Source organism: Amycolatopsis sp. Poz14, assembly GCF_006704225.1.
Taxonomy (GTDB): Bacteria; Actinomycetota; Actinomycetes; order Mycobacteriales; family Pseudonocardiaceae; genus Amycolatopsis; species Amycolatopsis nivea.
Map to the genome: position 1 here is coordinate 5,279,285 of NZ_JACLHD010000001.1, position 26,555 is coordinate 5,305,839.

22 protein-coding genes are annotated in these 26,555 nt (G+C 70.5%); 3 read left to right on the top strand and 19 right to left on the bottom strand.

What is annotated here, in order from left to right; translation table 11 throughout:
* The first annotated feature begins 101 nt into the window (after positions 1–101).
* Complete coding sequence (locus FKO37_RS25095) at positions 102–1,412, top strand: ammonium transporter (RefSeq protein WP_037805820.1); 1,311 nt, start codon at positions 102–104, stop codon at positions 1,410–1,412.
* On the top strand, positions 1,409–1,747 hold the full coding sequence (locus tag FKO37_RS25100) for a P-II family nitrogen regulator (protein ID WP_037805822.1): 339 nt from the start codon (positions 1,409–1,411) through the stop codon (positions 1,745–1,747). Before FKO37_RS25095 ends, FKO37_RS25100 begins: the two co-directional genes overlap by 4 nt.
* A 19-nt stretch (positions 1,748–1,766) precedes the next feature.
* Here FKO37_RS25100 and FKO37_RS47235 read toward each other — a convergent pair whose 3' ends face one another.
* The 18 genes from FKO37_RS47235 to FKO37_RS25190 form a co-directional block, all read right to left on the bottom strand.
* Positions 1,767–1,892, bottom strand: a complete 126-nt coding sequence (locus FKO37_RS47235; RefSeq protein ID WP_255807037.1) for a hypothetical protein — start codon at positions 1,890–1,892, stop codon at positions 1,767–1,769.
* 24 nt (positions 1,893–1,916) lie between these two features.
* Positions 1,917–3,113, bottom strand: coding sequence for an FAD-dependent oxidoreductase (locus FKO37_RS25105; RefSeq protein WP_238605967.1), 1,197 nt, complete (start codon positions 3,111–3,113; stop codon positions 1,917–1,919).
* A gap of 8 nt (positions 3,114–3,121) precedes the next feature.
* The gene (locus FKO37_RS25110) at positions 3,122–3,442 is read right to left on the bottom strand and encodes a 2Fe-2S iron-sulfur cluster-binding protein (RefSeq protein WP_238605968.1); all 321 of its coding nucleotides are present in this window, start codon (positions 3,440–3,442) and stop codon (positions 3,122–3,124) included.
* Positions 3,443–3,462: 20 nt separating this feature from the next.
* Entirely contained in the window at positions 3,463–3,735 is a 273-nt protein-coding gene (locus FKO37_RS25115) for a hypothetical protein (protein ID WP_051728488.1), read from the bottom strand.
* Entirely contained in the window at positions 3,736–4,335 is a 600-nt protein-coding gene (locus FKO37_RS25120; RefSeq protein WP_238605969.1) for an aromatic-ring-hydroxylating dioxygenase subunit beta, read from the bottom strand.
* Positions 4,332–5,651 (bottom strand): Rieske 2Fe-2S domain-containing protein, encoded by a 1,320-nt coding sequence (locus tag FKO37_RS25125; protein WP_238605970.1) that lies wholly within the window; start codon positions 5,649–5,651, stop codon positions 4,332–4,334. Before FKO37_RS25125 ends, FKO37_RS25120 begins: the two co-directional genes overlap by 4 nt.
* A complete protein-coding gene (locus FKO37_RS25130; RefSeq protein WP_238605971.1) occupies positions 5,648–7,204 on the bottom strand; it encodes an NAD(P)/FAD-dependent oxidoreductase in 1,557 nt (518 codons plus the stop codon). Before FKO37_RS25130 ends, FKO37_RS25125 begins: the two co-directional genes overlap by 4 nt.
* Positions 7,201–8,694, bottom strand: a complete 1,494-nt coding sequence (locus FKO37_RS25135) for a hypothetical protein (protein WP_238605972.1) — start codon at positions 8,692–8,694, stop codon at positions 7,201–7,203. Before FKO37_RS25135 ends, FKO37_RS25130 begins: the two co-directional genes overlap by 4 nt.
* A 26-nt stretch (positions 8,695–8,720) precedes the next feature.
* Positions 8,721–10,208 (bottom strand): glutamine synthetase family protein, encoded by a 1,488-nt coding sequence (locus FKO37_RS25140; protein WP_134661562.1) that lies wholly within the window; start codon positions 10,206–10,208, stop codon positions 8,721–8,723.
* Between the two features lie 22 nt (positions 10,209–10,230).
* Complete coding sequence (locus FKO37_RS25145; protein ID WP_037805835.1) at positions 10,231–11,019, bottom strand: SDR family oxidoreductase; 789 nt, start codon at positions 11,017–11,019, stop codon at positions 10,231–10,233.
* Complete coding sequence (locus FKO37_RS25150) at positions 11,016–13,154, bottom strand: hydantoinase/oxoprolinase family protein (protein ID WP_238605973.1); 2,139 nt, start codon at positions 13,152–13,154, stop codon at positions 11,016–11,018. Before FKO37_RS25150 ends, FKO37_RS25145 begins: the two co-directional genes overlap by 4 nt.
* Positions 13,154–14,929 carry a hydantoinase B/oxoprolinase family protein gene (locus FKO37_RS25155; protein WP_037805840.1) on the bottom strand — a complete coding sequence of 592 codons (1,776 nt, stop codon included), beginning with the start codon at positions 14,927–14,929 and terminating at the stop codon, positions 13,154–13,156. The genes FKO37_RS25150 and FKO37_RS25155 overlap by 1 nt, the downstream gene beginning before the upstream one ends.
* A complete protein-coding gene (locus tag FKO37_RS25160; protein WP_238605974.1) occupies positions 14,926–16,101 on the bottom strand; it encodes a Xaa-Pro peptidase family protein in 1,176 nt (391 codons plus the stop codon). The genes FKO37_RS25155 and FKO37_RS25160 overlap by 4 nt, the downstream gene beginning before the upstream one ends.
* 96 nt (positions 16,102–16,197) lie before the next feature.
* Positions 16,198–17,247 carry a LuxR C-terminal-related transcriptional regulator gene (locus FKO37_RS25165; RefSeq protein WP_238605975.1) on the bottom strand — a complete coding sequence of 350 codons (1,050 nt, stop codon included), beginning with the start codon at positions 17,245–17,247 and terminating at the stop codon, positions 16,198–16,200.
* 52 nt (positions 17,248–17,299) lie between these two features.
* Entirely contained in the window at positions 17,300–18,343 is a 1,044-nt protein-coding gene (locus FKO37_RS25170; protein ID WP_078870138.1) for a helix-turn-helix transcriptional regulator, read from the bottom strand.
* A gap of 510 nt (positions 18,344–18,853) precedes the next feature.
* Positions 18,854–19,687: an AraC family transcriptional regulator gene (locus tag FKO37_RS25180; protein ID WP_238605976.1), complete on the bottom strand. Its 834-nt coding sequence runs from the start codon at positions 19,685–19,687 to the stop codon at positions 18,854–18,856.
* Between the two features lie 482 nt (positions 19,688–20,169).
* Complete coding sequence (gdhA, locus tag FKO37_RS25185) at positions 20,170–21,513, bottom strand: NADP-specific glutamate dehydrogenase (RefSeq protein ID WP_238605977.1); 1,344 nt, start codon at positions 21,511–21,513, stop codon at positions 20,170–20,172.
* A 72-nt stretch (positions 21,514–21,585) separates the two neighbouring features.
* Positions 21,586–24,921, bottom strand: coding sequence for a molybdopterin-dependent oxidoreductase (locus FKO37_RS25190; protein ID WP_238605978.1), 3,336 nt, complete (start codon positions 24,919–24,921; stop codon positions 21,586–21,588).
* Between the two features lie 93 nt (positions 24,922–25,014).
* Between FKO37_RS25190 and FKO37_RS25195 the strand changes: the two genes are divergently transcribed.
* Complete coding sequence (locus tag FKO37_RS25195; protein ID WP_238605979.1) at positions 25,015–25,656, top strand: GntR family transcriptional regulator; 642 nt, start codon at positions 25,015–25,017, stop codon at positions 25,654–25,656.
* 16 nt (positions 25,657–25,672) lie between these two features.
* Here FKO37_RS25195 and FKO37_RS25200 read toward each other — a convergent pair whose 3' ends face one another.
* Positions 25,673–26,527, bottom strand: coding sequence for a LysR family transcriptional regulator (locus FKO37_RS25200; RefSeq protein ID WP_238605980.1), 855 nt, complete (start codon positions 26,525–26,527; stop codon positions 25,673–25,675).
* Between the last annotated feature and the right edge of the window lie 28 nt (positions 26,528–26,555).

Consider the following 26,555-nt stretch of genomic DNA (forward strand, 5'->3'; position numbering starts at 1 on the left):
CCGGACCGCGGGTCGCTAGCGGAAGCACGACGGAAACATTCCGGTAACACCGCCCGGTTAACTTCCAGCGGCCGGGCGATGAGACGAGGAGTGTCTGAGGCGTGGTCGATACCGGAAGCACGGCGTGGTTGCTGGGCAGTGCGGCACTGGTGATGCTGATGACGCCCGGCCTCGCGTTGTTCTACGGCGGGATGGTGCGCGCCCGGAGCGTGCTGAACGTGATGGCGATGACGTTCGTCTGTCTCGCCACCGTCGGCCTGATCTGGGTGTTCTACGGGTATTCGCTCGCGTTCGGACCCGATTGGTTCGGCGGGCTGCTCGGCACTCTGCGGCTGGCCGGGCTGCACGGGCTCGCCGAGCAGACGGTCGGGCCCGCAGGGAACCAGGTGCCGCTGTACGCGTTCGTGGCGTTCCAGATGATGTTCGCGGTCATCACGGTCGCGCTGCTGGCCGGTGCGATCGCCGAGCGGGCCCGGTTCTGGACGTGGACGGTGTTTTCCGTCGTCTGGACCACCCTCGTGTACATCCCGGTGGCGCACTGGGTTTTCGCTCCCGACGGCTGGATCGCGGCCAAGCTGCACGTGCTGGACTTCGCGGGCGGCACCGTCGTCGAGGTGAACTCCGGGGCGGCCGCGCTGGCGCTGGCGCTCGTGCTCGGCAGGCGGCACGGCTGGCCGAAGCAGGCGGTCCGGCCGCACAACCTGCCGTTCGTGATGTTCGGGGCCGGGTTGCTGTGGTTCGGCTGGTTCGGGTTCAACGCCGGGTCCGCGCTGGTCGCGAAGGGCTCGGCGGCGACGTCGTTCCTGAACACGACCGTCGCGGGGGCGGCCGCGGTGCTGGGCTGGCTGCTGGTCGAGCAGTTCCGCGACGGGAAGCCGACGACCCTCGGCGCCGCGTCCGGCGCGGTGGCCGGGCTGGTCGGGATCACGCCCGGCTGTGCTTACGTCGAACCGCTCGGCGCGGCCGCGATCGGGATCGTGGCCGGGGTCGTGTGCTCGTTCGCGGTGAGCCTCAAGTACAAGTTCGGCTTCGACGACTCCCTGGACGTGGTCGCGGTGCACGGGCTCGGCGGGTTCGCCGGGACATTGCTGATCGGTCTTTTCGCGACCGCAGGCGTGGCTCCCGGCGGCGTGAACGGCCTGTTCTACGGCGGCGGCTTCGACCAGCTGTGGCGCCAAGCGGTCGGAACTCTGGCGGTACTAGGGTATTCGCTGGCAGTGACCCTCCTGCTCGGCTGGGTCATGCACAAGTTCATGGGATTCCGGATCGACCGCGAAGCCGAGATCGACGGCGTCGACGAGGCCGAGCACGCCGAAGGGGCGTACGAGCTGGCAGTCCAGTCCGGACGCCGGGGCAGCGCGCTCGCCGGCGGACCGGGATCGCACCGGCCCGCGCGCGAGGAGACCCGATGAAGCTGCTGACCGCCGTGGTCAAGCCGTTCGTGCTGGACGACGTCCGGATCGCCCTGCAGGAGCTGGGCATCGCCGGGATGACGGTGAGCGAGGTCCGCGGCTACGGCAGGCAGAAGGGCCACACCGAGATCTACCGGGGCGCGGAGTACGAGGTCGACTTCATCACCAAGTACCGGCTGGAGATCCTGCTCGACGACGACCAGGTCGACGCCGCGCTGCGGACCGTGCTGGACACCGCGCACACCGGCAAGATCGGCGACGGCAAGATCTGGGTGACCCCGGTGGAGACGGTCGTGCGCGTCCGCACCGGGGAGCGTGGCCGCGACGCGCTCTAGCCCTCCGTCACCAGGGTTTTCAACGGCCGTGCCGGGTCTGCGGCGTTCTGGCCCGGTAGTACAGGACGGTCAGTCCGCGGCCTCGCACGGCGTACCGGCCGTGTTCGTCGGTGACCCCGGTGGAGACGGTCGTGCGCGTCCGCACCGGGGAGCGTGGCCGCGACGCGCTCTAGGCCTCCGTCACCAGGGTTTTCAGCGGGCGCTCCAGGTCCGCGACGTTCTCCGGCGCGATCGTCTTCCCGGCGGCCAGCGCGCGTTTCACCGCCATGAAGTCGCCCGGCCGGTTGACCGCGTCGGCCGCGATGAGCGACCCGGCGCGGTAGTACAGGACGGTCAGTCCGCCTTCGCCGCCTCGCACCACGTACCGGTCGTGTCCGTCGGAAACCCCGGCGATCTGGATTTTCAGGTCGCCCTGATCGGACCAGAACCACGGGACCGCGCGCGGCGGCGCGGGCCTTCCGGTGAGGGTCGCGGCGGCGGCCCGGGCCTGGTCGCCCGCGTTCTGCACCGATTCCAGCCCGAGCGACGCGCCCGGCCGGTGCGGATGGGGCTGGGCCGCGCAGTCGCCGAGCGCCACCACGGCGGGGTTGCTGGTGCGGCAGAAGGCGTCCACGAGCACCCCGCGGTCGCAGGCGAGACCCAGGCGTTGGGCCAGGCCGATTTCCGGAGCCGCACCGACCCCGGCGATGATCGTGTCGGCGGCGACGAAATCCCCGTCCGCCAATCGCACGCCATCCGGCTCGACTGCGGCCACTCCGGCACCGAGGACGAACTCGGCGCCCCAGCCGCGATGCGCGGACAGCAGAAACTCCGACAGCGGTTCGGCGGCGACCCGGCTCAGCAACCGCGGCTGTTGTTCGAGGACAACGACTTCAATGCCGCGTTTCCGGGCCACGGCGGCGATTTCGAGCCCGATGAAACCCGCGCCGATCAAGACGACCCGCTTGGCATGCTCCAGCGCGAGCCGAAGCCGGACCGCGTCGTCGCGGCTGCGCAGGACATGCACGTCAGAACCGGAAAGCGGCAGCGTGCGCGCCCGCGCCCCGGTCGCCAAAGCGAGCCGGTCGAACGCGACGGTCGTCCCATCGGACAGCGAGGCGGTGCCCCGGCCGTCCGCATCGAGAACCGCGTCCTCGACCCGCACACCGGTCTGGACGGTGATGTCCTGCTCCTGATAGAACTCGGGCGAACGCAGCGCGAGCGCGTCGTCCCCGGCGGTCCCGGACAGGAACGCCTTCGACAGCGGCGGCCGTTGGTACGGCGGATGCGCTTCCTCCCCGACGAGCAGAATCGGCTCGGCGTAGCCGTTTTCCCGCAGCGCGGCGGCGAGCCGGACGCCCGCTTCACCGGCGCCGGCGACCAGCACCCCGGCGCTCATTGGACCGGGGCGACGGTCACGGCGAGCCCGTCGAGCTCGTCGCACATCGCGATCTGGCAGGAAAGCCTGCTGGTGGGCCGTCGTTCGCTCGCGGCGTCGTCGAGCATCTCGTCCTCGAAGCCCACCGCCGCCCCGACGAGCGGCAGGTGCTCCTCGCCGACGTAGACGTGGCAGGTCGCGCAGGACAGCGCGCCGCCGCATTCGGCGACGATTCCCGGCACGCCGTGCTTGATCCCGGTTTCCATCACCGACGCCCCCGGGCGGGCGTCGACGGTCTGGGCGGTGCCGTCCGGGCGGGTGAACACGATCTTGGGCATCGGTGCTCCTGAAAGAAAAGTCAGGGTCGGGGGCGGGGTTCGAGCCGGGTCGACCACGGGTGCCAGTGGTCGACCCGCGCGAGCGCGGCCAGCAGTGTTTCGGCGCCGCCGCGGTCCACGGCAAGCCACGAGGCATCGGGACTGACCCGGTACGGGCTGAAATCCCAGAAAGCCAGGTCCTTGACCTCCCGGACCACCCCGGCCGCGGCCGCCAGTTCGCGTTCCAGCCGGGCGACGCGCAGTCGCAGCAGCTCGTTCTCGTGGCGCAGCGCGGTTTCTCCTCGGGTGTCCATTCAGAACACCAGCGTCAGATTCTCGTGCAGCTGCTCGGAATCGAGCAGGTTGACCTGCTTGAGCCGGATCCGCCAGCCGGACTCGCCGGGCTCAAGGACGTGTCCGTACCAGCCCGCGTGGATTTTCGCGATCCCGGCGCGGAACTCGTGCACGGCGAAGTTCGAACGGATCATCCGGACGCCGGAGCCGGGATCGGTAGTCGTCTCGACGTTCGTGGTCAGCCGGCGGGTGCGAGAGGCGGGGATCTGGCTGAACGCGAGGCCGGTGCGCAGCCAGTAGACGCGGTCGGTCAGCCGCCTGCGGTCGTCGAAGGCGTGCGACACCTCGGCGAGCGGGTCGCCCGCGCCGGGGGTGACCGGGACCCAGTAGAGGCAGTCGTCGGTGAACAGGTCGAGCCATTCGTTGAACCGGCCTTCGTCCAGCAGCCGGGCTTCGGCGGCGAGGAACGACTGCGCTTCGGCCAGTTCCGTCGCGCCGGCGGTCGGCCAGTCCTCGCGCAGTGCCGCCGAATCGCGGGCCAGGTCCGCGTAGAACTGGTCGTCGACGTGGTACGACCAGGCCGAGGTGTCCGCGTACTCGGCGGGGATCGGGCGCATCATCGGGTTTCCTCCTCCATCAGCGCGAGCCACGCCGGGTAGTAGCTGCGCATGTGCAGTTCGTCGGTCGCGGTGCTGGTCACGACGCCGTCCGGGCCGACCTCCTGCCAGCCGTCGACGCCGAACCCGCGGTTCATCAGCACCCACTCCGCCTCCGCGGCGGCGAGGCCGCGCTGGACCTCCTCGAAGTTCGCCTGGTCGTCGGGTTCGCCGAAGGCCGGGAAGTCCTCCTGGGTGCGCATCCGCATCGTGTTGACCACGGGCGGCACGCCGGACACTGCGGTGGCGTGCCAGGTCAGCTGCGTGTGGTCCACGGCGAGCGGTTCGACGACCTGGATCTGATTGCCGATGACGAGCAGGTTCGGGAAGATGCTCAGGTTGATCTGCGAGCCGACGCACAGGTCGAGCAGCCGGTCCGCGTCGGCCCCGTGCTCGGCGCGGATCCGTTCCTCGAACGCCTCGCGGCCGGGCTGGGGCCGCTGGTTGGCCCAGAAGCTGCCCGGGCCGTCGTAGTTGGGCCGCTGGTCGATGACGCTGTGGCCGTTGCCCAGCATGTGCGTGCGCATCGGCCCGTCGTCCGGGGTGCGGCCGAAGTAGGCCATGTCCTTGCTTTCGCCGAGCCGCGACGCCATTTCGAGCAGCGACCGGTGGGAGAACGCGGGATGGTAGCCGTCGCCCGCGTTGTCGTAGGCGAGTTTCCAGTTGCCCCGGTAGCCCATCCGGTGGGCGGCGGCCCGGACGAGCACCTCGCCCGGAGAACGGTCGATCCAGTAGTCGAGCCACGTCGTCGCCGGTCCCAGCCAGTCGGCGACCGGCGGAGCGGCCTCGTTGAGCGTGCCGAAGACGAAGCCGCGGTAGGACTCCACCCGCGGCACGACGTGCAGCCCGAACTCGGTTTTGTCGAACCCCGGGCCGTACCCCTGCGGCCACGGCGTGCCCACGAGCTCGCCGGTGTTGCGGAAAGTCCAGCCGTGGTAAGGACATTGGAAGCTCTTGGCGACGCCCTGTTCCTCGCGGCAGATCGTCGCCGCGCGGTGGCTGCACCGGTTGAAGACCGCGTGCAGTTTCCCGGCGCGGTCGCGGGTGACCAGGACCGGGCGGAGTCCCATCCGGACCGACAGGAACGAATGCGGTTCGGGCAGCTGGGATTCGTGCGCGAGATACACCCACGAGCGGCCGCCGAAGACCTTCGTCATCTCCTCGGCGAAGACGGCAGGATCGGTGTAGAGCGTGCGGTGGACCCGGTCGGGCCGGACGAGGGGGCCGAAGCGCGTCGCCGCCGATTTCGGGGCCAGGGCTGGTTCTTGCTGGAGAGTCATCCGTCGACCTTCTGCGTTCGGGGGTGCGCGGCACCCGGGGACACGGTGGGGCCCGACGCGCGGTGCCGGGCGAGCAGGCGCGCGCCCACCCGGGCGTACGCGGACGGGTTGAGCGGCCGGAGCCATTCGGCGAACCGCTCCCTGCGGCTGACGCCGATGCCGATGTCGCTGAGCAGCTCGTCGATGTTGTGCACGGAGAACGGGACGATGTTGGTCCCGCGCGCGTGCCTGCCTTCGGTCCGCCGCTCCATCCAAGCGAGCCGTTCGGCCACCTGCGCCCGGCGTTCCTCGACCGCGGGCAGGTCGAGGTTCCCGGTGAGGTGCGCGGCGATCCACCAGGCGGCGATCTCCGCGCTGAGCGGGCTGAAGAATGACGAGTTGTAGCCGCAGAACGTCAGCGCGGGCACGTCGTGCGGCAGCACCTGCCGGTACAGCGCGAAGTTGCCCGCCTCGTCGGTGATCCGGCGCTGCACCTCGTCGTCGAGGAACGGGAGCGACTGCCGCCAGCCGGTGCCGCAGACCACGACGTCCGCGGGCAGGATCGTCCCGTCCGACAACTCCGCGACAGTCTGTCCGCTTCGGACCGCCAGGCGCTGGATCGTGCGGTCGCGGTGCACGGCGATCCGGCCGTCGGCCACCGACTCGTAGAACGATTCCGTCGCGAGGCTGACCGTGCTGCGCGCGATCCGTTCGAGCGGCCCCTCGGGGACCAGCCCGGTTTCGCGGAGCCGGAGCTGGCGGGTGATGAGCGCCTGGACGCTCGCCAGCATCGCGTTGCGCAGCGGTCGGCCGGGTCCGTGCAGGAACCGCTCGAATCCGCGCGGCCGCAGGTAGCGGAACAGTCCTTCGCCGAGCCGGGTCAGCAGCAGGTACTTGTAGTTGACGACCCCGCCGAGCTTGCGCGGGATCTTCCACAGCAATTCCCGGGCGACGACCGAGGTGGACGCCGCGACGCCGCTGAACACTGCTGCCGCGTCGCAGGCCGATTTCCCGTACCCGACGACGAGCGCGTGTTTCCCGGCGACCTGGTCGAGGTCGGCGACGTCGGAGACGCTGCAGATCCGGCCGCCCGCCGCGGTGAACTGCTCCGCGCCGGGGTAGTCCGGCACGAACGGGGTGCTGAAGATGCCGTTGGCGACCACCAGGTGGTCGACCGTGCACGGCGGCAGGTCCTTGCCGGAGGCGATGTCCTTCAGCTGGAGCGTCCACTGTGGAACGGATTCGTCGAGTTCGGCGCGCGTGACCCGGGTACTGAGCCGCAGCAGCGGTTTCAGGTTCCGTTCCTCCACATAGGACTCCAGGTACTGCTGCACCTGTTCGCCGGTCGGCCATTCCGGGTAGTCGCGCGGCATCGGGAAGTCCGAGAGCGCGTAGCTGTCCTTGCCGTTCTGGGTGGTGAGACCGGGGTAGCGGCGGGTTCGGCTCCACACGCCGCCGACGTCCGGGCTGCTGTCGAAGACGGTCACGTCGAAGCCGAACTCGCGCAGCACCTTGGCGGAGCTGAGCCCGGCGAAGCCCGCGCCGATGATGCCGATCCGGTACGGCCTGGTCATGGGGTCACCTTTTCTGGTCGGGGGCCGTCGAGGCGGGTCCAGCGGCCCGGCGGCAGCACGGTCAGCCGCAGCGCGGGGTAGAGGACGGCGGTGGTGGCGATGGCGACGAGGAAGCCGAGTCTCGTGACCCCGCTCAGCACGAGCGTTTCCGCCAGCGCGGAGGCGGTCAGAAGACTGAGCACGCCCGCCCAGTTGACCCGCTCGACCGCGCCGGGGCCGGCCGGACGGCGGCGCCGGACGACGAAGTAGTCGACGATCATCAGCGTGCACAGAGAGGTGGTCAGGATGCCGAGGGCGTCCAGCCAGGACGCGAGCACGTTCAGGATCCCGCCCGCGATCATCGCCAGCGCGGCGGCGTTCGCGACCACCAGCATGACCAGCCGTCCGGGGCTGCGCCCGGTCAGCCCGTCGACGAGATTCGTCAGCGACAGGCTCGCCGAATACGCGTTGACGACCTGGGCTTTCGCTTGCGCCGCATACACCAGCGCGAAGCCGACCGCCCCGGCGAGCACGACGAAGAACGCGCCGGGATTCGCCGAGACCATGCCCGCGACCTTCTCCTCGGCCGACGCGCCGGGCTGTGTTGCGGCGAGGGCCGGATCGCTGTTCAGCCGGATCCCGACCACCACGCTGCCCGCCTGCACGATCAGCGTGCCGAGGATCGGCACCAGGAGGTTCACCACGATCGAACCGCCGACGGCCATCACGCCGACGTCCTTGCTGGTGCGGGCGTACCGGGCGAAATCCGCGCCCAGCAGCGCGAGCGCACCCGCGATCCCGGCTAGCAACGCGAGCGCCGCCTGGACGCGGTCGGCCTGCCCGGCGAATCCCGGCACCCCGGGACCGGAGCCGAGGATGGCGCCGACCGAGCGTCCCGACGAGGACACTGCGATGCCGGCAACGACCACGAACAACACGGCCGAAACGGCGGTGAGAAGCCCGGAAGTCCGCTGTACCAGGGAAATCCCAAACGTCGGGAGCACGAGCCACAGCACGGTGAGCACCCCGAGGATCAGCACCGCGTTGCCGAGGCTCGGCGCCCAGCCGAAGAGGAACAGCGTGCCGTTGTACAGCATCGCGTTCTCCAAGGCCAGGAAGCTCACGATCATCACCGCGAAGATCAGCGAGGCAAGCACCGAACCGCGCGAACCGAGCCCGTAATACCGGGCGGTCAGCGTGCTGGAGGTCCCTTGCACGCGGCTGACGTGGCCGACCGCCCAGCCGAGCCCGCCGCCGAACAGGGCGGTGGCGGCTCCGACGGCGAGGCCCCAGCCCACCCCGGCGATGAGGGTCACGGCCGCGCCGACCGACAGCACGACGAGGGTGGACCCGGCCCCGGCGGTGTTCCACAGCAGGCCCCAACCGCCGCGGCGGGCGGATTCGGGCACGCTTTCCAGCGCGTAGTCCTCGATCACGGCGCCGAGGCCGGTCTTCGGCGGTGCGGCGGCGGGGACAGTTCTTGGCGACGAATCGGGTGTGTCGACAGACATTGGCGACGCTCCAAACGATGGCGGGGTCAGAAGAGTTCGAAGTACTCGCGGTGCTCCCATTCGGTGACCTCGGCGGCGTACGCGGCCGGGTCGGGCTGCTCGTTGACGTGCGCCTCGTAGCGCTCGACCTCGCTGCGCTTCATGCGTACGAGGTAGTCGACGAAGCTGTCGCCGAACTCCGCGCGGAAGAACTCGCTGGCGTCCAGCTCGTCCAGCGCTGCCCGCAGGCTCGTCGGCAGCTGCGGCGCGTCCGAGGCGTAGGGGTCGTCGGACAGCGCTCCGGGGCTGCGTTTGCCGAGGATGCCGTCGAGTCCGGAAGCGGTTTGCGCGGCGAGATACAGGTACGGATTCGCCGACGGTTCGCCGACCCGGTTCTCGACGTGGGTCGCCGGGTCTCCGTGCCCGCCGATGACGCGCATCATCGCGGCGCGGTTGTCCAGCCCCCAGGTGCAACGGTCGGGCGCGAGGGAATGCGGGCGACGGCGCCGGTAGCCGTTGATCGACGGGGTGGTGAAGACCGACGCCGCGGCGGCGTGGGCGAGCGTGCCGCCGACGTAGTGCGTCCCGGTCTCGGACAGCGCCTCCGCTTCGGTGCCGGGCACCATCGCGTTGGCTCCGCTCACCGCGTCGACCAGCGAGGTGTGCAGATGCCAGCCGCTGGCGTAGAAGCCGGGGATAGCCGGGGTGCACATGAACGTCGCGTGGTGACCGTGCCGGCGCGCGACCTGCTTGACGACACTGCGGAACAACAGCACCGAATCGGCGACGGCCAGGCCCTGCTGGACGTCGAAGGTCGTCTCGACCTGGCTGGGCGCCCACTCGTCGTCGATCGAGCGCAACGGCAGTCCCAGCGCGGAGACTGCTTTGCGGATCGGCCGGAGCACGTCATCGATCTCGTCGAGGTGTCCGTCGAGCAGGTAGTTGTAGCCGCGGGCGACGGGCGCCACCTTGGGCGGGTCGCCGGGCAGCCCGGGCGCGCCGAGCGAACCGGTTTCGAGCATCGGGTCGAGCACGCGGGTGAGGTACCACTCGAGTTCGATCCCGGCGACGAGCGAGAACCCGGCTTCGGCCAGTTTTTCCAGCTGCCGCCGGAGAATCGCGCGCGGAGCGAAGGGGAACGGCGACCCGTCGCGCAGGTACAGATCGCACACGACCCACGCGGTCTCCGGCACGTGCGGCAGGACGGCGAAGGTCTCCGGGTCCGGCACCATGGTCACGTTCGGGCTGCCGGAGAGTTCCGGGATGCCGAAGCCGCCGCCGGGGCTGAACGGGTTGAACACGATGGCGTTGGCGGTGTCGAAGAAGAACGGCGCCATGGTGATCTCCATGCCGTCGCGCAGCGCCGCCGCGTACGCCTTGACGGTCACGGACTTGCCGCGCGGGAGCCCGTGCTGGTCCGGCCACACGAGGCGGACCATTTCGACCCCGGCGGCCTCGATCTCGGCGAGGTTCTTCTCCGCGGCGGCGCGCTGTTCCGGGGTGTGCAGGCCGTGGCGGTCCACGAAAGTGCTCACTGGGTTTCTCCTTGTCGGCCGGTCACTCGGCCAGCTGGGGGATGAGGATTTCGCCGCGTTCGGGGCCGATCGCCGAATAGCCGCCGTCCACCGCGAGGTCGGCGCCGGTCACGAACGAGGCCGCGGGGGAGCAGAGGAAGAGCACCGCGGCGGCGATCTCGGCGGGGTCGCCGGCGCGCCCGAGCGGATGCAGGGGAGCGGCGACCCGGTCGGTCTTCTCCCGGTCTCCGCCGGACAGCCGGTCCATCACCGCGGACCAGGTCCAGCCCGGGCAGACGGAGTTGACGCGGATGCTGTCGGCGGCCAGGTCGAGCGCCATCGACCGGGTCAGCTGCGCGACCGCGGCCTTGCCCGCCGGGTAGAGCCAGCGCCCGGCCTGGGCGACGCGGCCGGAGATCGAGGTGAAGTTGACGACGGCTGGCCGGTCCGAGGCGGTGAGCAGGGGCAGCAGGGTGGTGGTGACCAGAGCCGTGCCGATGACGTTGACGTCGAGGCTTTGCCGCCAGTCCGCTCGGGTGGACTTGCTGCCGTCGTCCACATAGGAACAGGCGAGGTTGACCAGCGCGTCGACCTTTCCCGGACCGGCCGCGAGCGTGTCGCGAACCCGGGCGAGTGCGGCGTCGTCGGTGATGTCGACGTGGTGGAACGTGACGGCTTCGCCCAGTTCACCGGCCAGCGCGGTTCCGCCAGGTTCGTCGATGTCGAGCACCACGACCTGCGCGCCCGCCTCGGCGAACGCGCGGACGATCGCCGCGCCGATGAGCGTCGCCCCGCCGGTGACGATGGCGGTCGTTCCCTCGAAGCCGGTCATCGCAGCACCAGGTCTTCGGCGAGGGACAGCCGGTCGGCCAGCTCGTGCGCGCGTTCGCGGAGATACAGCACGAACGAACCGCGCGGGTCGACCACGAGGTCGTATTCGTCCAGCACCACCAGGGAAGTGGTGCCGAGTTCGACCACGGCCGGTCCGGACAGCCGCGCACCCGGCGCCATCCGGTGGCCGTCCATGATCCGGGCGGGCACCATCGCGCGCCGTGCCGGCGACCAGATCTCCCGCTCGCCGATCTGCGGGTCCTCGGTCAGATCCGCGTCGAGCGCGCCGAGATCCAGCGGCGGACGGGGCGTCGCGCCGATCGCGGTCAACCGGACGTTGAGCACCTCGACCGGTTCGTCCTCCGCCCGGTAGCCGAACAGAATGTCGTGCTGGGCGTGGAAAAGCTCGGCCAGCTTCGTCCGGTCGGGCGCGTCCATGCCGTCGATGCCGACCGGCACGTTGATCTCGAACCACTGACCCGCGTACCGCATGTCCAGCGACGGCTCGAAGGTGACGGCGCTTTCGGGAATTCCTTCCCCGCGAAGGGTTTCGCGCCCCTCGGCGGCCATCGAAGCCCAGATCTCGCGCAGCCGGTCCAGGCTGAACTCGGCCAGCGAACCGGAAATGCTGCGCACGTAGTCATGCTTGAAATCGCAGGCGAGCATCCCGGCCGCGCAGAAAATGGAGGACTGCCGCGGCGTCACGAGGACCGGGATCTCCAGCTCCGACGCGATCGCCGCCGCGTGGACCGGGCCCGCGCCCCCGGCGACCACGATCGGGAAGTCGCGCGGGTCGAGCCCCCGCCGCACCGTGATCGCCTGGACCCCGGCCGCCATGGTCACGTTCACCAGGTCGTAGACCCCGGCCGCGGCGGAGACCACGTCGAGGCCCAGCGGCTTGGCCACGTCCCGTTCCAGCGCGGCCCGGGACGCCGCCGCGTCGAGCGGGATCCCGCCCGCCATGAACGAACTCGGGTCGATGTAGCCGAGCGCGACGTCGGCGTCGGTGACGGTCGCGCGGGTGCCGCCCCGGCCGTAGCAGGCGGGACCGGGGACGGCTCCGGCGCTTTCCGGCCCGACCCGCAGCATCCCGCCGTCGTCGACCCGCGCGATGCTGCCGCCGCCCGCGCCGATGGTATGGATGTCGACCATCGGCAGCGCGATCCGCCAGCGGTCGATCGTGCCGTCGGTCATCACCAGCGGGCGGCCGTCGTTGACCACGGCGGCGTCGAAACTGGTGCCGCCCATGTCGACGGTCAGGCAGCGGTCCCAGCCGTGCGGGGCGACCTCGAACAGCCCGGCGGTCGGGCCGGAGGCGGGCCCGGACAGCAGGGACAGCGCGGCGCGGCGGGCGAGTTCGGCGGGGGTGGCGACGCCGCCGTTGGACTGCATCAGCAGGAGCAGGCCGCCGAACCCGGCTTCCTCCAGCGTTTCGGTCAGCCCGGCGAGATAGCGGCTGATGATCGGGCCCGCGTAGGAGTTCAGCACCGCCGTCGAGGTCCGGTCGTAGTAGCGGACCTGGGCCAGCAGCGCGCTCGACCGGGTCACGTAGATCCCGGGCAGTTCCTCGGCCAGGATCTCGGCGGCGGCGTCCTCGTGCTCCGGGCTCGCGTGCGAGTGCAGGAAGCTCACCGCGACCGCTTCGACGCCCGCGTCCCGGAACGTCTTCGCCGCGCGCCGCACGGCTTCCGGATCGAGCCCCGTCACCTCGGCGCCCGTGTGGTCGAGCCGCCCGGGCACGGGGAGCCGGAGGTGGCGCGGGACGAGCGGCACCGGAGCTTCGAGCCGGTTGTTGTACGCCTCCTCGCGGGTGCCGTCGCGCATCGGCAGCACGTCGCGGAATCCTTCGGTGGTCAGCAATCCGGTGGCCGCGCCGCGCCGGGTGAGCAGCGCGTTGGTGGTCACGGTCGTGCCGTGGACGATCGTGCCGACGCTGCCGAGCAGTTCCTCGACGGACTGCCCGCGCAGGTCCGCGATCTCCCGCAGGCCCTGCACGACCGCCCGCGAGGGATCGGACGGGACGGAACTCGTCTTGTGGGCGAGATGGCTGCCGTCCGGGTGGACCACGAGGAAGTCGGTGAAGGTGCCGCCGACGTCGATCCCGATCCGCAGCTCGCCGCTTCGTGCCGCGCTCATCAGTGAGTCCTTCCGTTCGAGTTCCGCAGGGCGGCCGTGGCCGCCTCGTCGACGGCCCAGCCGCCGTCCGGTCCGCCGGCCAGGACGACGCCGTAGTCGTCCCGCGCCCGTTCCGCGCTCAGCAAGCCGTCGCGCACCTCGCGGCAGACGGTCTCCGCCGGGCGGCGCCGCGGATCGCCGTATCCCGCCCCGCCGCCGCTCTCCGAGCGCACGACCGATCCGGCGGGCAGCGCGACCATTTCCTTGGAGCCCCACAGATGCGTGGTCCCGTCCGGGAACTCCACGACGATCCGGTTGCGCCCGGCTGGATGCCCGCCGAACAGGCCCGGCGCGGCTTCGGCCCCCTCGCATTCGACGTCGTCGCCGATCGTGACCCCGACCTCGGTCTCGCCGTAGCAGCGCCAAGCCGAGCGGGTGCCGAGCCCGCCGCGCCATTCGCCCGCGCCCGCCGAATCCGGCAGATACTCGTGGTATTCCAGGAAATGCGGCGACGTGAGTTCGAACATCTCCGGGTCGGGCGCGCGCATCTGGCCCGCGGTGCCGGTGAAGCCGAACGCGTCCCAGCCGTCGGCTCCGCGCATCGCGCCCGGACCGCTGCGCTGGAACACCGTCAGCGTCACGAACGGGCCGCCGCTGCGCGGGTCGACGCCGTTGAGCGCGGTGCAGATGAACTGGTTCCAGCCCGCGGTGACCCGGTCCGGCAACGCGTCCGCCAGCGCGGTCATGATCGCTTCGAGGACTTCGTCGCACATCTGGTTGCCGAAGATCGTCGCGGCCGGGAACCGCGGGTTCAGCAGCGAGCCCTCCCGGAAAACGGTGCTGAGCGGGGCGAACAGTCCCTGGTTCGTCGGGATGACGATGCCGCCCGCGGCGATCAGCATCAGGAACACGATCCGCACCGCGCCCTTCGCCGACGCGGGCGGCATGTTCGCGATGCCGGGGGACTGGTCGTCGGTGGCGCTGAAGTCGAAGGTGATCTCGTCGCCCTCGATCCGGATCTCGCACGCGATCCGGTACCGGGCGGAGGCGTCGACGCCGTCGGACACCATCCAGCTCTCGCCGTGGTAAACCCCGTCGGGCCAGCGGGCGATCTCGGCGCGCACCTGGCGTTCGGAGCTTTCCAGGACGTAGTCGAGATGCCGGTCGAAGGTGTCTCGCCCGTAGCGCTCCAGCACGTGCAGCAGCCGGCGGCGGCCGACCTGGCAGGCCCCGATCATGGACTGGATGTCCTGCATGACGAAGTCGATCCGGATGTTCGCGCCGACGAAGTCCCACACGTCCTTGCGGACCTTGCCGCCCGCGTGGATCTTGACCGGGGTGATCCGCAGGGCTTCCTGCCAGATCTCGCGCGCCTGCGGGTTGTAACCGCCCACGGTCATGCCGCCGATGTCGGCCATGTGGCCCTTCGCCGCGGCCCACGCGACGAGTTCGCCCTCGTGGAAGATCGGCAGGTACACGCCGGTGTCGGCGTTCTGGTTGCCGCCGGTGAAGACGTCGTTGTGCAGGATCACGTCGCCCTCGGCGAGGTCGTCGCCGAAGTAGTCGATGATGTACTCCAGCGGCGGCTGCGCGCCGAACGCGATGATCGCGGCGAACTCGGCCTGCGCGAGCGCCCGGCCCTTCGCGTCGAACAGCACGGTCACCAGGTCGCCGATCTCGTTGAAGATCGGCGACCGCGACGAGCGCATCAGCATCGTCGCCATTTCCTTGGCGATCGCGTCGACCCGGCGCTGCAGGACCGAGGCGAGGATGGGGTCTACTTCGGTGGTCGTCATTTCCGGCCTCCCGCGGCCAATCGGTAGAGCTGGACCGGGAACTCGGACAGCGTCCGGCAGCCCTGCTCGGTGACGATGTGCGTGTCGGCCATGTAGCCCATGGCCGAGGTTTCGGCTTCCCAGAGCATCGGGTGCAGCGCGAGCACCATGCCCGCGCCGAGCACCGGCACCGCGCCCGCGGAACTGTCGTTCTGGACGACGTCGAGGCCGACCCACGGCTCTTCGAGGACGTCGAGCCCGAGCCCGTGCCCGGACCAGTACGACGATTCGACGCCCTGTTCCTCGACCGCCCGGATGACGTTCTTCTGAACGTCCGAAGTGGACACGCCCGGTCCGATCGAGGCGGCCGCGGCGGCCATCCCGGCGGTGACTGCGTCCGCAACCCGTTGCACGGCAACGGAAGGGGGTGCAAAAGTGACCATTCTGGACAGTTCGACCCAGTACCCGGCTGGCCCGACGACCTCGTAGGAGAAGGTGAACACGTCGTGCGCGTGCAGGATCCGGTCGCGCGGAGCGCCGAAGGTCGGGCACGGTCCGGACGGTTCGTCGTCGGCGTACATGGTGAGGAACAGCGGATCCTCGCCGCCCAGAAGTGCCGCCGTGGCATACATTTCCGCCGCCACCGCGCGCTCGGTGATGCCCGGGCGGGCGATCTCGAGAAGCCGTTCGAAGCAGCGATCGGTGATATAGGCCGATTCCTCGGCTCCGGCGAGTTCTTCCGCGCTCTTGACCGCGCGCACCCGCTCGAACATCGCGGACGCGTCGACCAGCTTGGCGCGCGGAAGTTCCGCGGCGAGGCGGAGGTACTCGCGCACCTTCATGATCTCGCCGAGCCCGACGATGCCGATCCGCCCGTTGCGCGGCCGGGATTTCAGGACCTCGACCAGTCCGTCGCCCAGCTCGTGCGGATACCGGTAGTCCGACACCCACGCAGACCGCGGCCGCCTGCCGCCGGACAGGTTCTGCGGCAGCACCATGACCGGTTCCTCGCCCGCGAAGACGACGCAGTACCCGTAGCGGTGGGCCAGGTTGTAGTCGGCCACGTACCGGAGAGTTCCTTTGTGGCCGCGGTAATCGCTGCCCGCGACCACCAGGACGTCGAAACCTTCCTCCGCCATCGCGGCGTGCAGCCGCTCCCAGCGCCGGTCGCGTTCCCGCAGTGAAGCACTCATCCGCCGTTTCCCTCCCGGTGTGAACCCGTTCACGCCTGGGGGAAAAGCTACGAGCGCGGCGACGTCAGGCCGATCCCTCGCGGGAGGCCGGGCCGGTTACCCCTCGAAGGAGGGAGGCGCGCTCAGGACGACGCGGGTGAGCGCTTGCCGCGAGCCGATTCCGAGCTTGCGGTAGACGGCTTTCAGGTGCTGTTTCACCGTGTAGGGGCTCAGCAGGACCCGCGCGGCGATCTGGTCGTCGCTGAGGCCTTCCACGGCCAGCACAGCGATTTCGCGTTCCCGCGGCGTCAGCCGTGCCGCGATCGACGACGGAAGCCCGGCCGCGTCCCGTTCGAGCCGCAGCACCGCGACCGCGACCTCGTCGTCCGGAACGGGCCGGGAACGCAGCGAGAGCCGCAGTCCTCGCTCGGCAAGCGGCACCGTCCACGCGAACCCGTCGCGGGGATTCCGGGCGGCCATCGTCTCTTCCAGCCACGATTCGGGGTCCTCATCGGACACTTCGCGCAGCAGCTGCCGGGCCGCTTCGTTGAGCCGCCGCTTCCCGGTGCGCAGATCGGTCGTCACGAGCGCGACGGCGGCGAGGTCCAGCGCGGCCCACGCGTTGTCGCGTTCGCGCCGAAGATCGTCGCGCGCTTCGAGCGAGGCGACCGCCGAGCCGACGACCCGCCCGAGCGCGGAGGCGACCGCGACCTCGGCTTCGCCGGCGAGCAGCCCCGGATCCCGGTCGGCGAAGTTCAGCGTCCCCAGCACCTGGCCGCCCGCGACGATCGGGGCCTCGAGCACCATCCGCATCCCGTGCAGCGCGAGGACGTCCTGGTAGAACGGGAGATCCTGCCAGTCGTCGGGCGGCATCAGGTGCGCGCTGTGCGCCGCGCTGCGGGTGTCCACGGCCCGGCGCAGGACCGGATCCTGCTCGCGTCCGGCGTCCTCGTACCGGGCCAGGAAAAGGTCGCTGACGCCTTCGGTCGCGGAACGGTGCCGCGCCGGGGAGAAAAGATAAATGCCGAACGACCGCGTCGGCAGCGCGGACCGGGCCACGCGGAGATAGACCTCGAGCAGCTCTTCCGTGCTCGTGGCCGCCGACAGCTCGTCGGTGGCGGACACGACCAGCCGGGCTGTTCGTTCGTCGGGACCGCGCTGGGACATGGTTTCGTTCTCTCGGCCGGATTTTCCGGATTCTAACTCGTCCGGCCGGAGATCACGTGCCGTGCAGGACGAGCCGCGCGAGCGCAGTGCGGGAATCCACGCCCAGCTTGCGGTAAATGCTCTTCAAATGCTGCTTCACCGTGTAGCGGCTGAGAAAGATCTTCGCCGCGATCTGATCGTCGTGCAGTCCCGACACCGCGAGCCGGGCCACCTCCCGTTCGCGAGGCGACAGCAATGCCGACAGCGAAGGACTCAGCGCGATCTCGCCGCCCGGGCCGTCCTGGATGTCCAGTGTGGTCACCGACAGTGCGGGCTGGCTGGGCACCCGTACCGTGCGCAGCGTCGCTCGCACCCCACCGGCCTCGGCGACCTGAGTGCTGGCGTCGGGATTCGCCGCCATCACGTTCTCCAGCCATTCCGTCGGCCCGTCCGGCGCCACCCGGCGCAGCGCTGCCCTTGCGGCCGCGTTGAACCGCCGCTGCCCGCCTCGATGGTCGGTCAGGACCAGTGCGTTGTCGCATACGTCGACCGCCGCTTCGAGGTGATCGCGTTCCCGGAGAAGGGTTTCCTGCCGGAGCAGCCCGCTCAGCACCAGCCCCACGACCCGCCCCAGCGCCGTCGCGACGGCCAGGTCCTCGTCGGAGGAGAGCGCCCCGGCGTCGCGATCGGCGAAGTTGAGCGTGCCGACGATCTCGGCCCCCGCGACGATCGGGGTCTCCAGCACCATCCGCCAGCCGTGCAGCGACATGACTTCGCGGTACACCGGATGCTCGGTCCAGCGGTCCTGGCTCATCAGACGCGAACTGTGCGCCGCCTGGTTCGCGGTGAGACAGTGCCGCAGGACCGGGTCGCGCTCGCGGCCGAGCTCCTCGTACCGGGAGAGGAAGACGTCGCTGGCCCCTTCGGTGGCCCGGCTGACTGGCGCGCGGTTCCGCGGGTCGCGCACGTAGATGGCGAACGAACGCGAGGACAGCAGTTGCGGTACTGCGCGCATGTAGCAGTCCTGCAACTCGGCGACGCTGGCCGCGGCGGCCAGCGAGTCGACGACCGCGACGAGCGCCGGGGACGCCACACCGGGGCGAGCTGGTCCGGTCATCCAAAACCCTCCTCCGGATCGTTCTTCCCGCCCGCGCGGCGGGGTTGCGGCCTGCGAACGGGGCCACAGTGAACCATCCCGGGCATCCCTCGTAGGAGGGAATCGCCTGGTCGTGCCGGGTGGAATGGGTGCTTGGCCGGGCCGCCGGTCTCGTGGCACGGCAGGCTGGGGGCGGGTCGGCCCGCCGTCGGGGCGGACGGCTGGGCTTGGCGGCGTCGGATGTGCGGGCGGGGTCGGCCCGGCATCGGGAGCGGGTGGCTGCGCTCGGCGGAGGTCGGATGTGCGGGCGGCGGGTCGCGGGCGAGTCGGCCCGTCGTCGGGAGTGCGTGGCTGGGCTCGGCGGGGTCGGATGTGCGGGCGGGGTCGGCCCGGCATCGGGAGCGGGTGGCTGGGCTCGGCGGGTCGGATGTGCGAGCGGCGGGTCGGCCGATGTCCGGAGCGGGAGGGCCTGGGCGAAGGTGGTCCTTCGAGACCCCGCCCAGCCGCGATTGCCCGCAGCCCATGCTCCGCTCACCCGCGCAACGGCGACCGCCCGCGGCCCTCGAGAAACGGCGTGTAGGAAGCGGAATGATCGTGCCCGCACGCGCACCGGTCGAGATCGCCCCCGAGGAGCTGCCTCGGCGTGACCCCGGTCAGCCGGAGACATTCCCGGCTGAGATGCGCCTGGTCGGCATACCCGGCGTCGACGGCCAGCCCCGCCGTCCCGTCCGCACCCCGCCGTCCGCTCGCGACCGCCCCGGACTGGGCCAGCGCCAGAAACCCTTGGAACCGCAACGTCCGCTGAAGCACCTTCGGACTCGTCCCGACCGTGTGCAGGCACCTCCGCCGCAACTGGCTCGCCGACAACGCCAAGTGCGCGGCAACCGCGTCAACGCCGACCGGCTCCCACGGCATCAGCACCCGCACCGCTTCCCGGATCAGCGGATCCAGGCCGCCGACCCGCCGGTACTCCCGCAGCAAATGCGCTTGCAACGCGGCAAGCCCCGCCTCGGGCGTCGGAGCAACCGCCACGGCCTCCACCAGCCGATCCACGACCCGTCCCCACACGTCAGCCAGCCCGACGCGCTGGTCGGCCAGCTCGTCGAGCCCCGTGGGCAGGGGAGGAGCCGCCCCCGGCCGGAACCGCACCCCGACGACCGTCGTATGCGCCGGAATAACCTCGACCTGCGGCCCGGTCAACGGCCCGAGCAACTGCGGACGACCGCCGACCGGGAAGTGGATCTCGACACCACCGGCAGGCAGATGCCGCTGCACATACGGGACGTCTCCAGTGCGCTGGATCCAGACCGTGCGCACCACGGCGCTCAGGCCCGGCACCGGCGGACGCTCCACATACGCAGTCACCCTCGTACCGAAGCGCCCCACCAGCCGCGCGTCAAGCACGGACACACTGTGCCCCTATGTCTGGCGCAGTTTTTCCGGATAGCCACCTAGCGTGGCAAGCATTCCCCGGCTGGCGGTTCGCTCCTCCTCGGCACGACAACACCGGCTCGGCATCCGCATCGCGGGGAGTCCGCCCACAGCGCATCCCATCATCGCCGACGCGCAGACTGCCGACCGGAAGACCGAAGATCGCCAACTGCCGCCCGGCGGACTGTCGGCCAAAGACCGCCGACCGCCGACTGGCAGACCGCCGACCGACGACAGCCGCCCGGCGGACTGTCGACCGAAGACAGGCGACCGGAGACAGCCGACCGCGGACTGTCGACCGGCAGACCGAAGACCGCAGATCCCAGACCGAAGACCGCCCACCGTCGACCGGCAGACCCCCGACGAAATACTGCATACAAAATCCTGCCGAACGAAGACCGTCCGCAGGATCCGGCTCAGATGTACCCGCACACGTCCATCGCCGCGACCACCTTCCGGAACCCCGCGATATTCGCCCCGCTCACGTAATCCCCGGCCACCCCGTGCTCGTCGGCCGTCTCGAGGCACGTCCGGTGAATGTCGGTCATGATGTCCCGCAACGTCCGGTCGGTGCGCTCGAACGTCCACCGCTCCCGCGCCGCGTTCTGCTGCATCTCCAGTGCGGACACCGCGACCCCGCCGGCATTCGCGGCCTTCCCCGGCCCGACCGCCACCCCGGCCTCGCGGAAGATCTGCAGCGAACCGGGCGTGCACGGCATGTTCGCGCCCTCCGCGACAGCCCGGACGTTGTTCTTCACCAGCCGCAATGCGGACTGCTCGTCCAGCTCGTTCTGCGTCGCGCACGGCAACGCCAGGTCACACGGCACATCCCAGGGCGTGCCGTCGACGACGTACTTCGCCGACGGCACATGGTCGACGTACTCGGAAAGCCGCCCGCGCCGCGCGACCTTCAGCTCGTGCAGCAGCTCCAGGTCGATCCCGCGCGGATCATGGATGTACCCGCCCGAATCCGAGCACACGACCGGCTTCGCGCCGAGCTCCTGAAGCTTCGCGATCGCGTGGTAGGCGACATTGCCCGAACCGGACACCACCGCGGTGCGGCCGGAGAACGAGTCGTCGCGCGCGCCGAGCATCGCCTCGAGGAAGTACACCGTCCCGTATCCGGTGGCCTCCGGCCGCGCCGGAATGCCGCCCAGCAACGGGTTCTTGCCGGTGATCGTGCCCGCGTCGTACCGGTTGGTGAGCCGCTTGTACTGGCCGAACAGGTACCCGATCTCGCGCCCGCCGACGCCGATGTCGCCCGCCGGGACGTCGGTCTCCGGGCCGATGTGCCGGACCAGTTCGGTCATGAACGCCTGGCAGAACCGCATGATCTCGCCGTCGCTGCGGCCGGCCGGGTCGAAGTCGGACCCGCCCTTGCCCGCGCCGATGCCGAGGCCGGTGAGCGCGTTCTTGAAGATCTGCTCGAAGGCGAGGAACTTGACCGTGCCGAGCGTGACGTCGCCGCGGAAGCGCAGCCCGCCCTTGTACGGCCCGAGCGCCGAGCTGAACCCGACCCGGAAGCCGCGGTTGACGTGCACCGCGCCCGCGTCGTCGGTCCAGACCACCCGGAACATCACCTGCCGCTCCGGCTCGCACAGCCGCTCCAGCATCGCCGCGTCGCGCAGGTCCGGATCCCGCTGCAGCGCGGGCCGGATCGCTTCCAGCACTTCGAAGACGGCCTGGTGGAACTCCGGCTCGGCCGGGTTCTTCCGGACGATCTCCTCGTACACTGCGCGCGATGTCTGGTCGAGAGCCATCCGCCGATGATGCCGTCCGAATGCCGGATTTCGCACCCCAGACGGGGTTTGCGAGGTTAGGGGTGACCAGACTCACGCATCGAGCACTACATCCGCAGTGGGTATCGCCTGACAGGAAAGGCACTGGTCAGCTGGCAGATCGTCGGCGATCGCGACCAGGTGCGCGACCGTTCCGCCCAGCACCGTCACGGCGCAGCTCTCGCACTGCCCGAGCCGGCATCCGCTCGGCAGCGCGACCCCGGAAGCCTCGGCGAACCGCAGCAGGTCCCCGTCGCCCGCCCGCCAGGTGGCCTCGCGGCCGGACCGCGCGAACCGCACGGTGGCTGTCGCGTCGTCCGGGATGTGGACTGGCGCGGGCGCGGCGTGGAACTTCTCGGTGAAGATGTCGAAGCGCGGCACGCCCCGCTCCACCAGCCCGGCGGTCAGCTCGTCCAGCATGCTTTCCGGACCGCACAGGTAGAACCGCGCCCGTCGCCGGATCAGCTCGGCGTCGACGCGGGCGGCGGTGATCCGCCCGGTGAAATCGCAGGACTCCTCCGGACCAGGGCGGCTGTAGTGGTCCACGATCTGGACAGAGGGCAGCCGAGCCGCCAACCCGGCGATGCGCTCGCGGAACGCGTGCCGGGAGCGGTCGCGGCTGCCGTGGTGCAGCACGATCTCCGGCGCGGACGCGGGTTCGAGCGACTCCAGGTAGCTGAGGAACGGCGTGATCCCGATCCCGACCGCCAGCAGCACGATCGGCCGCGAATGGACGGTCGGCAACGCGAATCCGCCGGAGGGAGCCGTGACCAGCAACTGGGTCCCGGGCTCAAGCCGGTCGTGCACGGCGGGCGAGAACTGCCCGCCCGGCACCCGCCGCACCGCGATCGCGTACCCGCCGTCGGCGGCTTTCGCCGACCCGGTCAGCGAGTAACTGCGGGTCAGCCCAGGCGCATCCGGCCAGGCGACGGTGATGTGCTGCCCGGCGCGGAACTCCGGCACCGCCCGCCCGTCCACCGGCTTGAGCCGCACCGACCGGATGTCCTCGGTCTCCAGCTCCGCCCGCTCGACCGCGAACTCCCGCTGCCCGGTCCACGGCTCGGGCTCGTCCGGCCGGACGTCGCAGAACGTCGAACGCAACGGCACCGATCCGCTCACCGGATCGTGGGCGTCGTCGCCGACGAGCAGGTTGTAGTTGGTCCCGCCGTCCTCGAGCGGGTCCGAACCGGGCAGCGCGAGGTCAGGAGCCGGCTGCCACCAGCCGTACTCCGCCACGACCACGTCGCGATGCAGCGCGGGATCGATCCGCGCGCGCATCCGGACGTCTGCCGAGGCCGTCGTGATGCGGACCCACTGCCCGTCCTCAATCCCGCGCTCCGCGGCGAGTTCCGCGCTCAGGTCGACGGCCGGTTCGGGAGAACGCTTGCGCAGCGACGAAATCCCGCGATGCTGGCTGTGACAGAAGTATCCGTTCTTCGCGCAGGTCAGCACCAGCGGATGCCGAGCGTCCGGTACCGGCGGCTCGGCAGTCGGAACCGCCGGGTAGCCGTGCTCAGCGAGCCGTTCGGAATACAGTTCGACCCGGCGAGTCGGCGTCGCAAACCCAGTCACCGCGCCATTTTCCGCAAGATCGGCGTATTTGCGGTACTCAGTCCGCAACGGCAGATCGACGCCGCCGGGCTGTTCGCGCAACTGGGCGGCAGTGAGGCCGAGCGGGGCCAGTTGGTGATCCCAGCCGTCCTCGATGCGTCCGTTGAAGAAGTCCGCGCCCATCCCGAGCCGTCCGGCCAGCTCGAACACGACCTCAGTGTCCGAACGCGACTCGCCGATCGGATCGGTCATCCTCGGCCGCAGCTGCACGTGTTCCTGCGCCGCCTGGCTGATCTCGAAACCGGCCTTGACCGCCTCGTGCTCCCACGGCGTCTGAACCGGCAGCAGCAGGTCGGCGAAGCGCGTGGTCGGGTTCTCGAACAAATCAAGATGCACTGCGAATTCCAAGCGCCGCAACGCATCCGCAGTACGGTTCGGATCCGGTTGCGACAGCAGAAGATTCCCGCCGAAGGACACCAGCGCCCTTACCGGATAAGGCTTTTCTTCGAGGACCGCGCGGCAGAAGTTCCGTGCAGTCACCCAGCCCTGGTCCGGCGGACCGAGTGGGAACTCTTGGAGGCCAAGGGCTTTCGCCCGCTGCTCAGGTGCGAGCTGGTCCGCCGACGTGACCGGCGCGACCGCGAGCTTCGGAAGCACGACGTTGCCGCCAGGGGAGTCGTAGCTGCCGGTGAGCGCGTAGAGCGTGGCGATCGCGCGTTCGGTCTGCGTCGCGTTCGCGTGCTGCCCGACGCCCGACCAAGCCGCATACGTCACGGACTTCGCCTCGGCAAGGTCGGCCGCGAAGGCTTCGATCGCCGGGGCTTCGACGGTCGTCACGGCTTCGGTCCGTTCGAGCGGCCATGCGGCGGAGGCCTGCGCGTAATGCTCGAACGCGGGCACGCAGTCGACCGGGCCAGCTAGCGTGCGCACCCGGCGTTTTCCGTGTAGGGCAAACCTTTCCGGCCCTTGTGCTGGATAATTCGTGTCGTACGGCTCAGCTTGCCCGGCGACCTCGTCCCACACCGCGAACCCAGCCGCGCCGGGATCGATTTCCGCCGCCCGGAGAAACCGGCCCGTGTCGGTGCGGACCAGCAACGGAGCGTTGGTCCACGACCGCACGAAAGCCTCGTCGTGCCCGCGACGTTCGAGCAACTCCCGTGCGACGCCGAGCGCGAGCGCGCCGTCCGTGCCCGGCCGAACCCGAAGCCAGTGCTCAGCCCGCACCGCGCTGGCCGTCCGCCGCGGATCGACGACAGCCAGCTTCGGCGTACGAGCCTCAGCCAGCGCGGCTGACTGCGCGAGCCATGCCTTGGCCGGATTGTGCCCCCACAGCACCGCGAATTCCGTACCCGCGTAATCCGGGGCGGGCAACGCCGAGCCGAACGTGAACGCGTGCGCGTAGTCCTTGTGCCAGTTGCAGATTTCGGTTGCGTACAGCGTATTGGGGCTGCCGAAAAGCCGGATGAACCGCTCGACCCAGTCGATCGAGTCGGACATCGGCGTGCCGCTGGGGGAGGTGACCGAGAACGCGACAGCCTCGGCCCCGCTGGTCGCGCGGATGCCACCGAGCCGTTCGGCGACCTCGGTCAGCGCTTCGTCCCAGCTGATCTCGCGCCAGCGCGGATCAGGGTCGGACTTCGGCGTCGTGCGGCGCAACGGCTGGCGCAGCCGCTCGGGGGAGTGCACCAGTTCCGGCGCGGCACGGCCCTTCGGGCACAACGCGGCACCCGTCGGGTGTGCCGGATCCGGCCGGACGCCGCGCAGCGCGCCGTTCTCGACCGTGTAGACCGCGCCGCAACGCGACCGGCACAACGTGCAGTAACCCCGGATCTCAGGCATTCGTTACTCCTTAGTAACCGGCTACCGGTTACTCCTGTACCCTGCTGGACCTAGGCGGGCGAAGTCAAGCCCGGGGAAGCGGAGGTGCGTCCCGTGACGCAGCTGCAGCGCACTAACCTGCGCGAACAAGTGCTCGAAGTGGTACGGCAGGCGATGGTGTCCGGCGAACTGCGTCCCGGCGACATCTATTCGGCCGCCGCGCTCGCGACACGGCTGGGTGTGTCGAGCAGCCCGGTGCGCGAGGCGTTGCTGACGCTGGTCAACCAGGGCCTGCTGGAACCCGTCCGCAACCGGGGCTACCGGGTCGTCGCGATCACCGAACGCGACCTGGACGAGATCTACGAGATGCGGGTGCTGCTGGAGGTCCCGGCGACGCTGTCCGCCGGGGCGGCCGCCGGTCCGGACGACCTCGCCCGGCTGGACGCGCTGGCCGGTGAGATCGAGTCCGCAGCCGACGCAGGTGATGTCGCGCGCTTCCTGGAGGCGGACCGCCGGTTCCACCTCGATTTGCTGGCCCTGGCCGGAAACGGGCGGCTGATTGACTCCATCGCGACGTTGCGCGACCAGACTCGGTTGTACGGCTTGGAAAAGCTCGCCGAACGCGGCCGGCTGGCGGATTCGGCGCGGGAACACCGGGAGATGCTGGCGACGATCGCGGAGCGGGATTGGGCTCGGCTGGAGGACCAGGTCCGGGCGCATCTGAAGCACGTCAGGGCCGAATGGGCGGTTGGCTGAACAGGGGCGCGCCGGATCAGGTCAGGTGCCGCAACACCGCCGCCACCGCCGGCCGCGGATCGCCCGGGTGGGTCGCGGTGATGTTCCACGTCGGGCCGCCGCGCGTGAACCGGCGGCCGGTGAGGTCGGGGAACTGGGCGGCGACGGACACCGGGAGCACGCAGCCGCCGAGGTCATGCCGGACGAGTTCCGCCGCGGCGGGCGCGTCGGTGACCTCGTGCACGACGGTCCGGCGCACCCGAGCCGACTGGAACGTCCGGTCGGTGGCCTCCCGGATCGCCCAGCCCGGCGCGAAATCGACCACCGCGGTACTGGCGGCTTCGGCGGCCGACACGGGCCGGTCCGCTGCTCCGTCGCCGGACGCGGTGACCAGCACCATCTCCTCCCGCCGGACCGGGCGGCTGACCAATCCGTCGCTTGGGGCGCACCCCGCGACGGCGACCATGATGTCCACAGTGGACGTCACGACCGCCTCGCGGAGCTGATGCGGCGGCGCGGTCCGCACCAGCACTCGCACGCCGGGGTGGTCCCGGCGCAACGCGCTGAGCGCCCGGTGCGGTTCCGGCCAGGCCCCGGGCATGACCCCGATCCGGACCTCGCCGGTGATCTCCCAGCGCGCCCGGTCGACGGTGGCCCGAGCGTGGCTGGCCGCCTCCAGCGCCGCTCGCGCCGCCGGGAGAAACGCTTTGCCCGCAGGCGTCAGCGCGACCCGGTGGGTGTTGCGCTCGAACAGTTCGGTGCCCAGATCGCGTTCGAGCGCACGGACGACAGTGGACACTGTCGACTGCACGGTATGCAGCCGACGCGCGGCAGCGGTGAACCCGCCCTCCTCGGCCACCGCCACGACGGTTTCCAGCTGCCGCAGGTCCATCCGTCCTCCTGGGTTCGTCTTTGAACCA

Bases quoted from the DNA above. Each gene is read 5' to 3' on its own strand.
- FKO37_RS25100 (WP_037805822.1), top strand. From the start codon at position 1,409: ATGAAGCTGCTGACCGCCGTGGTCAAGCCGTTCGTGCTGGACGACGTC.
- FKO37_RS25110 (WP_238605968.1), bottom strand. From the start codon at position 3,442: ATGCCCAAGATCGTGTTCACCCGCCCGGACGGCACCGCCCAGACCGTC.
- FKO37_RS25115 (WP_051728488.1), bottom strand. From the start codon at position 3,735: ATGGACACCCGAGGAGAAACCGCGCTGCGCCACGAGAACGAGCTGCTG.
- FKO37_RS25120 (WP_238605969.1), bottom strand. From the start codon at position 4,335: ATGATGCGCCCGATCCCCGCCGAGTACGCGGACACCTCGGCCTGGTCG.
- FKO37_RS25125 (WP_238605970.1), bottom strand. From the start codon at position 5,651: ATGACTCTCCAGCAAGAACCAGCCCTGGCCCCGAAATCGGCGGCGACG.
- FKO37_RS25130 (WP_238605971.1), bottom strand. From the start codon at position 7,204: ATGACCAGGCCGTACCGGATCGGCATCATCGGCGCGGGCTTCGCCGGG.
- FKO37_RS25135 (WP_238605972.1), bottom strand. From the start codon at position 8,694: ATGTCTGTCGACACACCCGATTCGTCGCCAAGAACTGTCCCCGCCGCC.
- FKO37_RS25145 (WP_037805835.1), bottom strand. From the start codon at position 11,019: ATGACCGGCTTCGAGGGAACGACCGCCATCGTCACCGGCGGGGCGACG.
- FKO37_RS25150 (WP_238605973.1), bottom strand. From the start codon at position 13,154: ATGAGCGCGGCACGAAGCGGCGAGCTGCGGATCGGGATCGACGTCGGC.
- FKO37_RS25155 (WP_037805840.1), bottom strand. From the start codon at position 14,929: ATGACGACCACCGAAGTAGACCCCATCCTCGCCTCGGTCCTGCAGCGC.
- FKO37_RS25160 (WP_238605974.1), bottom strand. From the start codon at position 16,101: ATGAGTGCTTCACTGCGGGAACGCGACCGGCGCTGGGAGCGGCTGCAC.
- FKO37_RS25165 (WP_238605975.1), bottom strand. From the start codon at position 17,247: ATGTCCCAGCGCGGTCCCGACGAACGAACAGCCCGGCTGGTCGTGTCC.
- FKO37_RS25170 (WP_078870138.1), bottom strand. From the start codon at position 18,343: ATGACCGGACCAGCTCGCCCCGGTGTGGCGTCCCCGGCGCTCGTCGCG.
- gdhA (WP_238605977.1), bottom strand. From the start codon at position 21,513: ATGGCTCTCGACCAGACATCGCGCGCAGTGTACGAGGAGATCGTCCGG.
- FKO37_RS25190 (WP_238605978.1), bottom strand. From the start codon at position 24,921: ATGCCTGAGATCCGGGGTTACTGCACGTTGTGCCGGTCGCGTTGCGGC.
- FKO37_RS25200 (WP_238605980.1), bottom strand. From the start codon at position 26,527: ATGGACCTGCGGCAGCTGGAAACCGTCGTGGCGGTGGCCGAGGAGGGC.